This window comes from Ruegeria sp. MALMAid1280, assembly GCF_049195285.1.
Classification (GTDB): Bacteria; Pseudomonadota; Alphaproteobacteria; order Rhodobacterales; family Rhodobacteraceae; genus Ruegeria.
Genome location: NZ_JBMIRT010000055.1, coordinates 78,555 through 91,401, shown reverse-complemented (window position 1 = coordinate 91,401; position 12,847 = coordinate 78,555). Strand labels below are relative to the sequence as shown.

General features: G+C 60.9%; 16 protein-coding genes and 1 tRNA gene. 8 read left to right on the top strand and 9 right to left on the bottom strand.

Translation table 11 applies throughout. The features are described 5' to 3' along the window. The first annotated feature begins 132 nt into the window (after positions 1-132). The 3 genes from ACOQFT_RS14845 to ACOQFT_RS14835 all read left to right on the top strand — a co-directional run bounded on the left by ACOQFT_RS14845 (position 133) and on the right by ACOQFT_RS14835 (position 1,556). Positions 133-870, top strand: coding sequence for an N-formylglutamate amidohydrolase (locus ACOQFT_RS14845; RefSeq protein WP_421598674.1), 738 nt, complete (start codon positions 133-135; stop codon positions 868-870). Between the two features lie 60 nt (positions 871-930). Then, positions 931-1,170: a DUF6868 family protein gene (locus tag ACOQFT_RS14840; RefSeq protein ID WP_421598673.1), complete on the top strand. Its 240-nt coding sequence runs from the start codon at positions 931-933 to the stop codon at positions 1,168-1,170. Positions 1,171-1,241: 71 nt separating this feature from the next. Next, the gene (locus ACOQFT_RS14835; RefSeq protein ID WP_421598672.1) at positions 1,242-1,556 is read left to right on the top strand and encodes a DUF1244 domain-containing protein; all 315 of its coding nucleotides are present in this window, start codon (positions 1,242-1,244) and stop codon (positions 1,554-1,556) included. 44 nt (positions 1,557-1,600) lie between these two features. Here the strand turns inward: ACOQFT_RS14835 and ACOQFT_RS14830 are convergent, their stop codons facing one another. From ACOQFT_RS14830 to dgcN, 3 genes are all read right to left on the bottom strand, one after another. Beyond that, the gene (locus ACOQFT_RS14830; protein ID WP_421598671.1) at positions 1,601-2,461 is read right to left on the bottom strand and encodes a D-amino-acid transaminase; all 861 of its coding nucleotides are present in this window, start codon (positions 2,459-2,461) and stop codon (positions 1,601-1,603) included. A gap of 11 nt (positions 2,462-2,472) precedes the next feature. Next, the gene (gene dgcA, locus ACOQFT_RS14825) at positions 2,473-3,438 is read right to left on the bottom strand and encodes an N-acetyl-D-Glu racemase DgcA (RefSeq protein ID WP_421598670.1); all 966 of its coding nucleotides are present in this window, start codon (positions 3,436-3,438) and stop codon (positions 2,473-2,475) included. A 73-nt stretch (positions 3,439-3,511) separates the two neighbouring features. Continuing rightward, positions 3,512-4,513, bottom strand: coding sequence for an N-acetyltransferase DgcN (gene dgcN / locus ACOQFT_RS14820; protein ID WP_421598669.1), 1,002 nt, complete (start codon positions 4,511-4,513; stop codon positions 3,512-3,514). A 294-nt stretch (positions 4,514-4,807) separates the two neighbouring features. On the opposite strand from dgcN, the gene ACOQFT_RS14815 reads away from it, so the two are divergent. Further along, positions 4,808-5,770: an L-malyl-CoA/beta-methylmalyl-CoA lyase gene (locus ACOQFT_RS14815; protein WP_170447867.1), complete on the top strand. Its 963-nt coding sequence runs from the start codon at positions 4,808-4,810 to the stop codon at positions 5,768-5,770. 42 nt (positions 5,771-5,812) lie between these two features. On the opposite strand, the gene ACOQFT_RS14810 is transcribed toward ACOQFT_RS14815, so the two are convergent. Further along, complete coding sequence (locus ACOQFT_RS14810) at positions 5,813-6,400, bottom strand: PA14 domain-containing protein (RefSeq protein ID WP_170447865.1); 588 nt, start codon at positions 6,398-6,400, stop codon at positions 5,813-5,815. A 115-nt stretch (positions 6,401-6,515) separates the two neighbouring features. Continuing rightward, on the bottom strand, positions 6,516-6,968 hold the full coding sequence (locus ACOQFT_RS14805) for an Lrp/AsnC family transcriptional regulator (RefSeq protein WP_421598668.1): 453 nt from the start codon (positions 6,966-6,968) through the stop codon (positions 6,516-6,518). Positions 6,969-7,040: 72 nt separating this feature from the next. Between ACOQFT_RS14805 and ACOQFT_RS14800 the strand changes: the two genes are divergently transcribed. After that, positions 7,041-7,637, top strand: a complete 597-nt coding sequence (locus ACOQFT_RS14800; protein ID WP_421598667.1) for a LysE family translocator — start codon at positions 7,041-7,043, stop codon at positions 7,635-7,637. A 1-nt stretch (position 7,638) separates the two neighbouring features. Here ACOQFT_RS14800 and ACOQFT_RS14795 read toward each other — a convergent pair whose 3' ends face one another. After that, positions 7,639-8,472: an AraC family transcriptional regulator gene (locus ACOQFT_RS14795; protein ID WP_421598666.1), complete on the bottom strand. Its 834-nt coding sequence runs from the start codon at positions 8,470-8,472 to the stop codon at positions 7,639-7,641. Positions 8,473-8,594: 122 nt separating this feature from the next. Here ACOQFT_RS14795 and ACOQFT_RS14790 point away from each other — a divergent pair, with 122 nt between their 5' ends. Next, on the top strand, positions 8,595-9,557 hold the full coding sequence (locus ACOQFT_RS14790) for an acetyl-CoA carboxylase carboxyltransferase subunit alpha (protein ID WP_421598665.1): 963 nt from the start codon (positions 8,595-8,597) through the stop codon (positions 9,555-9,557). Here ACOQFT_RS14790 and ACOQFT_RS14785 read toward each other — a convergent pair. The 3 genes from ACOQFT_RS14785 to ACOQFT_RS14775 form a co-directional block, all read right to left on the bottom strand. After that, positions 9,554-10,681 (bottom strand): lytic murein transglycosylase, encoded by a 1,128-nt coding sequence (locus ACOQFT_RS14785; RefSeq protein ID WP_421598664.1) that lies wholly within the window; start codon positions 10,679-10,681, stop codon positions 9,554-9,556. The two genes, ACOQFT_RS14790 and ACOQFT_RS14785, sit on opposite strands and share 4 nt — an antisense overlap. A gap of 111 nt (positions 10,682-10,792) precedes the next feature. After that, the gene (locus ACOQFT_RS14780) at positions 10,793-11,440 is read right to left on the bottom strand and encodes a GntR family transcriptional regulator (protein ID WP_421598663.1); all 648 of its coding nucleotides are present in this window, start codon (positions 11,438-11,440) and stop codon (positions 10,793-10,795) included. Positions 11,441-11,471: 31 nt separating this feature from the next. After that, positions 11,472-12,167, bottom strand: coding sequence for a M48 family metallopeptidase (locus ACOQFT_RS14775; protein ID WP_421598662.1), 696 nt, complete (start codon positions 12,165-12,167; stop codon positions 11,472-11,474). Between the two features lie 100 nt (positions 12,168-12,267). Here ACOQFT_RS14775 and ACOQFT_RS14770 point away from each other — a divergent pair, with 100 nt between their 5' ends. Then, positions 12,268-12,594 carry a TIGR02300 family protein gene (locus tag ACOQFT_RS14770; protein ID WP_170447851.1) on the top strand — a complete coding sequence of 109 codons (327 nt, stop codon included), beginning with the start codon at positions 12,268-12,270 and terminating at the stop codon, positions 12,592-12,594. Between the two features lie 141 nt (positions 12,595-12,735). Then, a tRNA-Ala gene (locus tag ACOQFT_RS14765) sits at positions 12,736-12,811 on the top strand. Positions 12,812-12,847 lie beyond the last annotated feature (36 nt).

The following is a 12,847-nucleotide window of genomic DNA, read 5'->3' as shown; positions in this document are numbered from 1 at the left end:
GGTGGTGTTCTCCTAACGTCTTCTCTTGGCTCTGCGCAAATGTTACCGCAAACATTGCTTCAGGCTGCTTATTGCGCAATTCCCTTTTCAAAGCAACTGCCCTACACCTGCGACAAACTAGATGACAGGCTTATGACGTATTCTCCGTTTTTTATCCACGGCGCTGATCGCCCGTCGCGCTGGCTGATCACATGCGACCACGCAACCAACACGGTGCCGCCCGAAATCAACGGCGGAGACCTCGGCCTGCCGCGCGAGGACATGGAGCGTCACATCGCCTATGACGTGGGCGCCTATGAGGTGTCCAAGCATCTGGGCGAGATCCTGAACGCGCCGGTGATTGCGGCGAACTTCTCGCGCCTCGTGATCGATCCGAACCGGGGTGAGGATGATCCGACCCTGCTGATGAAACTCTATGACGGCTCGATTATCCCAGGCAACCGTCACGCCGACGCGGCTGAACGCGAACGGCGCCTGAACATGTGCTATCGCCCCTATCACGAGGCGCTTGGGCGCATGGCGGGCCTGCCCCATGCGGTGATCGTTTCGATGCACTCCTTCACCCGCCAGCTGCGCGGTCGCGCGCCGCGCCCGTGGCACATAGGCGTGCTGCACACGCCAGACGAAAGGTTCTCGCGCCCGTTGATCAACCGGCTTGAGGCCGAGGGCGACCTGTGCGTCGGCGTCAACGAACCCTATACCGGCGTCCTGCCCGGTGATGCGATCGACCGGCACTGCACGGTCCATGGCCGCCCGAACGCCCTGATCGAGCTGCGCAACGACCTGATCGCCGATCACGCCGGTCAGCGCGCCTGGGCCGAGCGTATGGCCGTGATCCTTCAGGACGCTTTGGCGGACAGCGGCCTTTGATCACACCGCATTGTGAGGCCCGCCGCTGATCCCCATATATTCAGGGAAAAGGAGGCGATCATGACGCAGGAGTTTCTGACCTCCGTCTTTGGCTGGATGGCGGTGCTCAATATCGCGGTTTTGCTTTTTACCACCCTGATGATCGTGCTGATGCAGGATTGGATTGCGGGCGTTCATGGCCGGATGTTCCAGATGGAGCGCCCGGATGTGAAACGGGCGTATTTCCGGTATCTGGCGAACTATAAGATCCTGACCCTGATCTTCTGCATCATCCCTTGGCTGGCATTGAAACTGGCCTGAGCCACCGTGTTGAAACATCGCCACCGGACCGCTAGGTCAGAGACAACGACATTGTCATCCGGAGCCAGACCATGGACAAGCAAACCGAAATCGAACTTCAGGCCGCCGCGTTCCGTCGGTTGCAAAAGCACCTGATGGAAGATCGCACTGACGTTCAGAACATCGACATGATGAACCTGGCCGGTTTCTGCCGCAACTGCTTGGCCCGCTGGTATCAGGAAGCGGCCAACGAAAAGGGCATCGAAATGGGCAAGGACAAAGCCCGCGAGGTTTTCTATGGCATGACGATGGATGAGTGGAAGGCCAACTACCAGACCGAGGCCAGCCCCGAAAAACAGGTCGCCTTCAAGGTCGCCTTCGAAGAAAACGTGACGAAAAAGGGCTGACGCCCAAAACAAAAAAGGCCTGCCGATCTGGCGGGCCTTTTTGATTAGATCGCGGCCTTGCGGCTTTCGTCCAGATAGATCTCGCGCAGGCGCTTGGCGATTGGCCCCGGCGTGCCGTCGCCCAGCGTCACCCCATCAATCTCGACCACCGGCATAACAAATGCACTGGCCGAGGTGGTGAAGGCCTCATCCGCCTCTTTCGCCTCGTCGATGGTGAACAGACGCTCTTCGACTTCCATCTGCGCCTCTGCCGCCATGCGCAGCACCGCCTTGCGGGTGATGCCGTGCAGAATGTCGTTGGACAGCGGGCGGGTGACGATCTTGCCATTCTTGACGAAGTACGCGTTGTTGCTGGTGCCCTCGGTGACATAGCCATCCTCGACCAGCCACGCGTCGTCGCAACCCGCTTTCTTGGCCATCATCTTGCCCATCGACGGGTAGAGCAGCTGCACGGTCTTGATGTCGCGGCGGCCCCAGCGGATATCCTCGATCGAGATGATCTTGGCGCCTTTCCTGGCCGCAGGGCTGTCGGCCAGACCCGGTTTGTTCTGGGTGAACAGCACGAGGCTGGGCTTGGTATCGGCGGACGGGAACACGAAATCCCGGTCGCCGTCTGAGCCACGGCTGACCTGCAGATAGATCAGCCCCTCATCAATGCCGTTCTGCTCCACCAGCTTGCGGTGAATCTCCAGCAATTCTTCCTTGGTGCAGGGCTCGGCCATCTCCAGCTCGTCCAGCGACCGCTTGAGACGCACCGCGTGGCCTTCGAAATCGATCAGCTTGCCGTCCAGAACGCTGGTCACTTCGTAAACAGCGTCTGCGAACAGAAAGCCACGGTCAAATACGGACACCTTGGCCTCGGTCTCGGGCAGGTATTCGCCATTCACATAAACAGTGCGGGTCATGATATCTCTCCTCAGCCCCAGAGCGCCGCCACAGGCGGGTGCACTCCGGCATCATCAAAAATCAGCGGGTTGTCGCGGTCTTCGGCCAACAGAAGCGGGCCGTCAAGGTCTGTGACCATCGCCCCCTGCGCCAACAGTGTCGCGGGGGCCATGGCCAAAGAGCTGCCGACCATGCAGCCAACCATCACGCGATAGCCCTCGGCCAGCGCCGCTTCACGCAGGGCCAGCGCCTCGGTCAAGCCGCCGGTTTTGTCCAACTTGATGTTCACCACATCGTACTTGCCCTTCAACGCGGGCAGGCTGGACCGGTCATGGCAGGATTCATCGGCGCACACAGGAACCGGGCGCTCCATCCCGATCAGTGCGTCATCTTCCACCGCGGGCAGAGGCTGCTCGACCAGTTCAACGCCCAACCGCACCAGATGCGGCGCCAGATCGGCATATACCTCAGCCGACCAGCCTTCGTTTGCATCGACAATGATCTTGGATTTTGGCGCACCGGCGCGCACCGCCTCTAACCGCGGCATGTCGTCCGGGGTGCCCAGCTTGATCTTCAGCAAAGGACGGTGCGCATTCGCCGCCGACTGGGCCTGCATCGCGTCGGGCGCGTCCAGCGACAGGGTGTAGGCGGTAATCTCCGGCCCCGGCACTGGCAATCCGGCCAGATCCCACGCCCGTTTGCCCGCACGCTTGCTTTCCAGATCCCACAGGGCGCAATCCACCGCGTTGCGGGCCGCGCCGGCAGGCAAAAGGTCCATCAGAGACTGACGGGTGAACTCAACAGGCAGACCAGCGATTTCAGCCTCGACCGACTCGAGCGTTTCATCATAGCGCGCGTAAGGAACGCACTCGCCCCAGCCCTGATGGGTTCCATCCGAAATCCGAACCGTCAGAACTTTTGCCTCGGTCCGCGACCCGCGCGAAATGGTGAACACCTGCGCCAGTCGAAACACATCACGAGAGACCTCTACCTGCACGCAAACGCTCCTTCATCTTTTTCCAAATACTCCCGCCGGAGGCGGAAATCCCGCCCCCGACGCATTGTTCAGATCATATCGCGGCCAGCGCGTCCACCAGCTTGCCCGAGCCAAAGCGGAACGGGTCGGTCGCGGGCAGGCTCATGTCGGCCTCGATCTTGGCCAGGTAGGCCGATGCGTCCTCCTCGGACATATGCTGCGTGTTGACCGAAACGCCAACGACCTGGCAATCCGGGTTTCCAATTTTGGCCAGCGCCAGCGCGGTGTCGCGCAGAGTCTCGAGCGTCGGCAGCTGGTAGGTCGGCAGGCCACGCATATGCTCACGGGTCGGCTCGTGGCACAGGATCAGCGCGTCGGGCTGACCGCCATGGACCAGCGCCATGGTCACACCTGAATAAGACACATGGAACAGCGACCCCTGCCCTTCGATCAGGTCCCAGTGGTCTTCGTCATTGTCGGGCGTCAGCCATTCGACCGATCCGGCCATAAAGTCCGCAATTACCGCGTCCAGCGGCACACCGTCACCGGTGATGAGGATGCCGGTCTGGCCGGTGGCGCGGAAGGTGCATTTCATGCCGCGCTCACGCATTTCAGCGTCCATTGCCAGCGCCGTGTACATCTTGCCGACCGAGCAATCGGTGCCTACGGCCAGACACCGCTTGCCCTTGCGCTTGATGCCATTGGCGATCGGATAGTCGACTTCGGGCACACGCACGTCGTGCAGTTTCTGGCCGGTGGCCTCGGCAACGGCAACCAGATCGGGTTCGTCGCACAGCAGGTTGTGCAGGCCCGAAGCGAGGTCAAACCCTTCTTCCAGCGCCATGACCAGAACCTTTTTCCATTCCTGGCTGATCACGCCCCCGCGGTTGGCCACGCCGATGACGAGGGTCTTGGCCCCGGCCGCTTTCGCCTCGATCAGGGTCATGTCTGTCAGGCCCAGATCAGCCTTGCAGCCCTCCATGCGATATTGGCCGACAGCGTTTTCCGGGCGCCAGTCCTTAATTCCAACTGCCACTTTGGCCGCCAATTGGTCGGGCGCATCGCCCAAAAACAGCAGGTACGGTGTCTCGATCATTGCGGTTACTCCTTTGATTCCGATGCAGGCTAAGGGACGGGCCTTACGAGTGTTTCGCGTTTTCCTCTGAGTTCGGTTGCCAGAGAGGGAAATTTTTGCAGCTACTGCAGCGTGTGCGCAAAAATTTCCGAAGTTTTCACAGTGATTAATCTTTAACCACCACGCAGCCCCCAACTCACGGCAAATGCTGCACTTGCATTGCGGCAGCTGCACAAAGACGCTTGCGAAGCATTGCGCAATTTAATACCCCATACAGCAAGAAAATCGTAATTTCCTTTCTTGCACGAGGTCCAGATGAGCTTTCGCATTCAACCCGCCGCCCCCGCGCGCCCCAACCGTTGCCAGCTGTTCGGACCGGGATCGAACACAAAGCTGTTTCCGAAAATGGCAGCTTCGGCAGCGGATGTGATCAACCTCGACCTTGAGGACTCGGTTGCGCCGTCGGACAAGGACGTCGCCCGCGCCAACGTGATCGAGGCGCTGAACACCGTCGATTGGGGCAACAAGTACATGTCGGTGCGGATCAACGGGCTGGATACGCCCTATTGGTATCGTGACGTGGTCGACCTGCTGGAACAGGCAGGCGACCGTCTGGACCAGATCATGATCCCCAAGGTTGGCTGCGCGGCGGATGTCTACGCGGTGGACGCCCTGGTCACCGCCATCGAGCGCGCCAAGGGCCGCACCAAGCCGGTCAGCTTTGAGGTCATCATCGAATCCGCCGCCGGCATCGCTCATGTCGAAGAGATCGCGGCCTCATCCCCCCGGATGCAGGCGATGAGCCTGGGTGCCGCGGATTTCGCGGCCTCGATGGGGATGCAGACCACAGGCATCGGCGGCACGCAGGAAAACTACTACATGCTGCGCGACGGCGAAAAGCACTGGTCCGATCCGTGGCATTGGGCGCAGGCCGCCATCGTCGCCGCCTGCCGCACCCATGGCGTGCTGCCGGTTGACGGGCCGTTCGGCGACTTCTCGGACGACGAGGGCTATATCGCACAGGCCAAACGTTCGGCCACGCTGGGCATGGTCGGCAAATGGGCGATCCACCCGAAACAGATCGCGCTGGCCAATCAGGTCTTCACCCCGTCGGACGAGGCCGTCGGTGAGGCGCGCGAAATTCTGGCCGCAATGGAGCAGGCCAAGGCCAATGGCGAAGGTGCCACCGTCTACAAAGGGCGTCTGGTCGACATCGCCTCGATCAAACAGGCCGAAGTGATCGTCGCGCAGGCGGAGCTGATCGCCGCAAATGGCTAAACCAAAAAAGAAACAAGGGGCGCCGAACTGCGCCCCTACGTTTCACTTGTAGCCAAACACATTGTTCGGCACCCAGCTCAACTTATCGCCCTGTTTTCCCCATTTCATCATGAGGCAGGACGTGCCGTATTTTTGGTAGTAGATCATTTTCAACTCGTACCATCCCGCCTCGGGCACCTCGACTTCAACGCGCTCATTGGCGGAACACGGTTGCGAGAAGCTGGCGCCACCAACCATTTGCCCGCCGATCCAAGCCTCAAGACCATCATTGGAATGCGTCTCCAACTCATAAAGACCGGGCTCGTCGAATTTGATGAACCCGCGAATATCTGCGGCAACGTTGTAGTGTTCAGGATGGGTCATAACAGGGTCACCTTTGTTGGTGTCGCTGTAGTCGAGACCCCGAAGCGGCGTTCCGGGCGCTTTCTTTTCGTTCAACAACGCCTTGGCTTCGGTGAGTGAGTCGATCTTGCGCGGCGGCGCTCCCAACCAGGCATAGTCCGTTGCAAGGCCGGTTTTCAGGCCCGAAGGCTGCGGACTGGCTGGTTTGAGCTTAAGAGGCGCGCCAATGGCGGCACCCGCGATCATCGTTGAAACGATGGCAATTGCACCAATCCGAACAAACTTCATTTTGGTCTCCCTGAGTCTGCGCCGCCTTGCATAAGTTACTTGTTTGGACGCTGTTTTGATGACTCTAGGCGGTTAGAATCTGACCTGCAAGACAGTTGCAGATCACATCATCGGGTCATGCCCGCATGTCCTTGGGCGACCCCATCACCACGTAAGAGGTGATCGACGTCACATGCGGCAGGGTGCCAAGCACTTCGGTGTGAAAGGTCTTATAGGCCGGCAGGTCAGCGCATTCGACGCGCAGAAGGTATTCGATCGTGCCTGTGATGTTGTGACATTCCACCACCTCTGGCGCGCGTTGAAGGGCACGTTCGAATCCTTCCTGCGCGGCCTTGGTATGCTCGCCCAGACCAACACCGATATAGGCCACGAACCCTATGCCCAGCGCCGCCGGATTCAACGCCGCGCGATAGCCCGAGATCACGCCCGTACGCTCAAGTTCCTGCACCCGACGCAGACAGGCCGAGGGCGACAGGCCCACCCGGTCAGCCAGTTCCAGATTGCTGATGCGCCCATCGCGTGACAATTCGCGCAATATCTGTTGGTTTGTTCGATCGATCTTCGTCATAGATTGCGAAGATACCGGAACCACGCATGAAAACGCAATTTCATTCGGCCGCTACGCATTAAAATAGCCGCCATGACTTACGACATCCTCTTGGCCCTGATCGCCTTTGCCTTCGTTTCGTCCATCACACCGGGGCCGAACAACCTGATGCTGATGGCATCGGGGGCCAATTTCGGGTTTCGCCGGACCATCCCGCATATGCTGGGGATCGGGCTGGGGTTTACCGTCATGGTCCTGCTGGTCGGAGCCGGGCTGGTGCAGTTGTTCGAAAGGTATCCGGTCAGCTACACGGTCCTGAAAGTCGCCTCGGTCGGATATCTGTTATATCTGGCGTGGAAAATCGCGCACGCGGCGCCCACCAGAGGCCAGGCGTCCGAGGGCGACCCCATGACCTTCCTGCAGGCCGCCGCGTTTCAATGGGTCAATCCCAAGGCCTGGGCCATGGCCCTGACGGCCACCACCGCCTACACGCCGGACCATACGTTGCAGGCCATCGTGATCGTCGCGCTGATCTTTGGGGCGGTGAACCTGCCGTCGGTCAGCACCTGGACCGTTCTGGGACAGCAAATGGCGCGAATCCTCACGAACCCGCGCCGGTTGGTGGTGTTCAACTGGACCATGGCGGCGCTGCTGGTTGCGTCGCTTTACCCGGTCCTGTGGCCGAGCTGAGCTACTTCAGCGGCAAACAGATTTCCGTCAGCAGCTCTTCGGGTGCGGTGTCACGGGGATCGTTCAGATAGATTTCGTAACAGGGCTGATCCGCGGGCTCTTCGCCCGATTCCGGCAGCCAGTTGCCGAACAGGCTGTGATAAGCGGCCTCAAGCCCCGAATACGGGCCCTTGAAGGTCAGAACGGCCGTCTTGCCACCGGGGATCTGCACGGCCTCCATGCCGTCGGGTGTGTCGTCACCGCAAAATTCGGCCCCTGCATAGCTGCGCAGGTCGTCGACGGGCACGGAGTCGGGGCTGTCGAGGTAGACGCCGATTACCGGCCCAACCTTCGGCCACAACCGGCGGGATTCACACAAGGCGCCGAAGGCCTCAAAGCTTTTGCCGATCTCGGCATAGGCCCCCTTGTGCGGCAGGCCAACAACGCGGCGGGCGGGTTCGGTTCGGGTGGTTACAGGATACATTGGATATTCTCCGGTTCTGAAATGTGGATGGGCGGGCAGGAACTGCCCGGCCTTGCGAAATGCAGCAGGGCTGCGGCCGTAGGCCTCGGAAAAGGCCCGCGCAAAGGAGTTCAGGTTGGGATAGCCAACGTCCGACGCGATCCGCGCCACCGGTTTGTCGGACCGAACCAGCGCGATGGCCGCTCGGTGCAGACGGATGCGACGCACAGACTGCGCGCAGGTTTCCCCGGTCAGGGCGCGAAACACCCGGTGCCAGTGGAACCGGGACATCGCTGCCACGTCGGCCAGCGCATCCAGCGACAAATCCCCGGCAGGGTGATCGTGGATATAGTCCAGCACGCGCAATATGCGGTTTTCATAGCTGGTTGGCATTGGCGTCCTTTCCTTCTCTTTGCCCATCCGTGGTCGCATATCCTGCATCCACAAATCTTGCTGAGTTGCATCCCGGGCAACCACAGGTCATATAGCAGAGAACTTCCGCGTTGAGAGGCGTCATGACCCAGTATCTGGATTTCGAAAAACCCCTGGCCGAGATCGAAGGCAAGGCCGAGGAACTGCGCGCGCTGGCCCGCGCCAACGAAGAGATGGACGTGGCCGAAGAAGCCGCCGCGCTGGACGCCAAGGCCGCAAAGCTGCTGGAAGAGCTGTATGCCGACCTGACCCCCTGGCGCAAATGCCAAGTGGCGCGTCACCCGGAACGTCCGCACTGCAACGATTACGTTGACGCCCTGTTCACTGAATTCACCCCACTGGCCGGGGATCGGAACTTTGCCGACGATCTGGCCGTCATTGGCGGCTTGGCCCGGTTCGACGATCAGCCGGTGATGGTGATCGGCCACGAAAAGGGCTCGGACACCAAATCTCGGATCGAACGCAACTTTGGCATGGCCCGGCCCGAAGGATACCGCAAGGCCGTGCGCCTGATGGAAATGGCCGGCCGCTTTGGCCTGCCGGTGATCACTCTGATCGACACCGCCGGTGCCTACCCCGGCAAAGGGGCCGAGGAACGCGGACAGTCAGAGGCGATCGCGCGCTCAACCGAGATGTGCCTGAAGATCGGTGTGCCGCTGGTCTCGGTGATCATCGGCGAAGGTGGCTCGGGCGGGGCCGTGGCTTTTGCCACCGCAAACCGCGTCGCGATGCTGGAGCATTCGGTCTATTCGGTGATCTCGCCCGAGGGCTGCGCCTCGATCCTGTGGAAGGATGCCGAAAAGATGCGCGAGGCCGCCGAAGCGCTGCGCCTGACTGCTCAGGACCTGCACAAGCTTGGCGTCTGCGACCGGATCATCACTGAACCCAAGGGCGGTGCCCACCGGGATCGCGAAGCCACCGTTGAATCGGTGCGCGACGCAATTGCCGCCATGCTGCAAGAGCTGGGCGGCAAAGATGCAGCGGCCCTGATTCAGGACCGCCGTCAGAAATTCCTTGATATTGGCTCGAAAGGGTTGGCGGCCTAACCGCCCAACTGCCGCAACAACTCGACCGAGGGTTTGCCGGTAACGGCCAACCCATTGGCACGTTGATAGCCACTGATCGCGGATTCGGTGTTCTTGCCAATCACCCCGTCCGCGCCCTGCGTGTCGTAGCCCGCCGAGGTCAGACGGCGCTGAAGCTCCTTGCGATCCTCCAGCGTCAGACCTGTCGCATCAGGCCCGAACGAGGCCTGAAACGGCGCGCCGCCCGCGATCCGGTCAGACAGGTGCCCGACGCCAATCGCATAGCTGTCCGAGTTGTTATAGCGTTTGATCACCTGAAAATTGCGGAACACAGCGATGCGCGGCCCCGGCGTTTGCGGCTGCAACACCGCGACCGGTGTGCCCGAGACCGTACCGGCCTCACCCCCCCAAGGCTGCCCGCGCACCCACCCGGCACGGGCCAGATAGGCGGCGGTAGAGGCCAGCGAATCCGTCGGATCATCCGACCATATGTCCCGCCGCCCGTCGCCAGTGAAATCCACCGCATAGGCCAGATAAGACGTCGGGATGAACTGCGTATGCCCCATCGCCCCGGCCCAGCTGCCGGTCATGTTGGCGGGGCTTGTATCGCCCTCTTGAATGATCTGAAGCGCAGCGGTCAGTTGCTTTTCAAAGAACGCACCCCGACGCCCGTCATAGGCCAACGTGGACACCGCCGAGATCACCGGCACATCCCCGCGCCGCGCGCCATAGCGGCTTTCCAGGCCCCAGACGGCAACGACGACCTCTTTATCGACGCCATACTGCGCCTCGATCTGCGACAGGGTCCCGGCGTGGCGCACCAGCATCTGCTTGCCGGTCGCGATCCGCTCGTCCGAGGCTGCGATGGCCAGATAATCCTCGAGCGAGCGCTTGAATTCGACTTGATTGCGGTCGCGCTCGATCACCTCGGGCAGATAGCCTGCCCCCTGAAAGGCAAGGTTGAGGGTGGTTTGTGAAATCCCCTGCGCCGCCGCCCTACCCTTGAAGCCTGCAACCCATGCGTCCCACCCGGCGTTGGGCACCGGTCGCATCCGCGAGGCGGGTGCGCTGGTCGGGGCGCCGGTGGAACAGGCGGTCAACAGGGCCGACCCGAGGCCCAATGAAAAAATCCGTCGATCGATCATGATTGAAATCTGCTCTTGTTGTGATTTGGGTCAGAGTAACCCAGACCCAACTTCCAAACCACAACGACATAGCCGATCAGAGGCGATTTCAGACCTTCGGCAACAAGCCGCTTAACTGACCAGCAACCGCAGGCCCTGTGTCACATCCGAGCGCACCGCCAACCGCAAACCCGGCTCGTCCCCGGCCTGCAACGCTGCGATGATCAGCTTGTGGTTATGCGGAGGATCGGTCCGCCGCAACCTGCCATAGAGCGCGCGCATAGTTGGGCCCAACTGCAGCCAAACTGTTTCCGCAATCGCCAGCATCGCCGGGGCCTGCGCCCGTAGATAAAGCGTGCGGTGAAACTCCAGATTGGTGCGGATATAGCCGACGGCGTCCCGTTTGGTGACCATCTCGGCCACGTTCATGTTGATGCTCTGCAGCCGGTCGATCAGCGCCATATGCGCCCGCGGCAGGGCGCGGCTGGCCAGTTCGACCTCAAGCAAGGCGCGCAAGGCGGCAAGTTCTTCGATCCGGTCATTGGTCAGTTCGGGTGTCGAAACCCGGCCCGATGTGGACAGGAATAACGCACCTTCGGCCGCCAGTCGCCGCACGGCCTCGCGCGCGGGGGTCATCGAGACACCGAATTCCTTGCCGATCCCGCGCAGGGTCAGCGCCTGCCCTGGTGCCATCTCGCCATGCATGATTCTGGAACGCAATACGCGATACACCCGGTCATGTGTCGCGCTGTGAGAGTCTGAGGGGCGTGTGGTCAGCATTCCCAATTTGTGATCACAAACAGGCGCGGGGTCAACTCACATCAGCATCAAATCTGTACTGGTGAAGCTGCGCCCCGTTGTCGCGCAGCCAACGCCGCTGATCGCGGTAATCCCCGAAAATCCGTTCGACCTGTGCCCAGAATGCAGGGGAATGGTTCATCTCGGCCAGATGCGCCACCTCATGCGCGGCGACGTAATGCAGGATCTCGGACGGCGCGAGGATCAGCCGCCAGGAGAACATCAGCCCCCCGGCCGAGCTGCACGACCCCCACCGGGATCGCGTATCGCGGATGGTCAGGCTGGAATACGACCGACCCAGCATCGCCGCGTAATCGTCGCAGGCCCCGGTCAGACGGTCCCGCGCCAGTTCCTTGAGAAATCGCGCCAGGCGCCGCGTCTCGGCCCCAGCAGGCACGGCGATTTCATCGTTCTGCAACAGAACACGACGTCCCGTTGCCGGCACGATTCGCCGCTCTATGCCTTCGATGGGGATGGTCTGACCGAACTGAACGATTGCCGGATCGGGGCGATCCTGCAAATGCTGACGGATCCACTCTTCCTTGGTGCGGGCAAAACTCAGCGCCTCGGTCTCGGGCACGCCCTGCGGGTAGGTCAGCGTAACTCGCCCGTCCAGTTGGGAAATCCGCAGGCTGATCCGCCGCGCCCGCGCCGATTTGCGCAGCGTCAGCGGCACCGGAGGCGTCCCGGGCAGTGCGTGATCTCCCATATGCCTGTTTCTCCTGCTCAAAGGCTTTGACAGTGCCTGCTGCATGTGGCACGTGACCTGAATCATTATTACGACTCACCTGATATCAAGGGGATTTGACATGCCCAAGGAAGAATGGGGCGTAAAGCGCGTTTGCCCGACAACCGGCAAGCGGTTTTACGACCTGAACAAGGACCCGATCATCAGCCCCTACACTGGCGAGATCGTGGAGCTTGAAACCGGCAAAAGCCGGATGATCGCCGCAGATGCGGAAGACGCCGCCTCGGCCAAAGCGCGCAAAGACGCTTCGGATGAGGAACTGGTTCTGGATGATGACGACAATGTCGATGTCGAACTGGACGATGATCTGCTGGACGATGATGACGACGACAATGATAACGTCTCGCTGGACGATATCACCGACATGTCGTCGGAAGACGAAAACTAAGACCGGTCAGAGGCGGCCCACGCCGCCTCATGCCCACCCCGGACGCGGGGCGGAAACTTTTTGGCAGAATCCGTTTTTTGGACTTGCGCTCACCGCCACCGTCTCATAAACGTCCGTCCACTGCTTCGGCAGTACCATGATGGGGCCTTAGCTCAGTTGGGAGAGCGCTTGCATGGCATGCAAGAGGTCAGGGGTTCGACTCCCCTAGGCTCCACCAAATCTCTACAATCTGTTGATTTGACCTAAATCCTTT

Bases quoted from the DNA above. Each gene is read 5' to 3' on its own strand.
- ACOQFT_RS14845 (WP_421598674.1), top strand. From the start codon at position 133: ATGACGTATTCTCCGTTTTTTATCCACGGCGCTGATCGCCCGTCGCGC.
- ACOQFT_RS14840 (WP_421598673.1), top strand. From the start codon at position 931: ATGACGCAGGAGTTTCTGACCTCCGTCTTTGGCTGGATGGCGGTGCTC.
- ACOQFT_RS14835 (WP_421598672.1), top strand. From the start codon at position 1,242: ATGGACAAGCAAACCGAAATCGAACTTCAGGCCGCCGCGTTCCGTCGG.
- ACOQFT_RS14830 (WP_421598671.1), bottom strand. From the start codon at position 2,461: ATGACCCGCACTGTTTATGTGAATGGCGAATACCTGCCCGAGACCGAG.
- dgcN (WP_421598669.1), bottom strand. From the start codon at position 4,513: ATGATCGAGACACCGTACCTGCTGTTTTTGGGCGATGCGCCCGACCAA.
- ACOQFT_RS14815 (WP_170447867.1), top strand. From the start codon at position 4,808: ATGAGCTTTCGCATTCAACCCGCCGCCCCCGCGCGCCCCAACCGTTGC.
- ACOQFT_RS14810 (WP_170447865.1), bottom strand. From the start codon at position 6,400: ATGAAGTTTGTTCGGATTGGTGCAATTGCCATCGTTTCAACGATGATC.
- ACOQFT_RS14805 (WP_421598668.1), bottom strand. From the start codon at position 6,968: ATGACGAAGATCGATCGAACAAACCAACAGATATTGCGCGAATTGTCA.
- ACOQFT_RS14800 (WP_421598667.1), top strand. From the start codon at position 7,041: ATGACTTACGACATCCTCTTGGCCCTGATCGCCTTTGCCTTCGTTTCG.
- ACOQFT_RS14795 (WP_421598666.1), bottom strand. From the start codon at position 8,472: ATGCCAACCAGCTATGAAAACCGCATATTGCGCGTGCTGGACTATATC.
- ACOQFT_RS14790 (WP_421598665.1), top strand. From the start codon at position 8,595: ATGACCCAGTATCTGGATTTCGAAAAACCCCTGGCCGAGATCGAAGGC.
- ACOQFT_RS14785 (WP_421598664.1), bottom strand. From the start codon at position 10,681: ATGATCGATCGACGGATTTTTTCATTGGGCCTCGGGTCGGCCCTGTTG.
- ACOQFT_RS14780 (WP_421598663.1), bottom strand. From the start codon at position 11,440: ATGCTGACCACACGCCCCTCAGACTCTCACAGCGCGACACATGACCGG.
- ACOQFT_RS14775 (WP_421598662.1), bottom strand. From the start codon at position 12,167: ATGGGAGATCACGCACTGCCCGGGACGCCTCCGGTGCCGCTGACGCTG.
- ACOQFT_RS14770 (WP_170447851.1), top strand. From the start codon at position 12,268: ATGCCCAAGGAAGAATGGGGCGTAAAGCGCGTTTGCCCGACAACCGGC.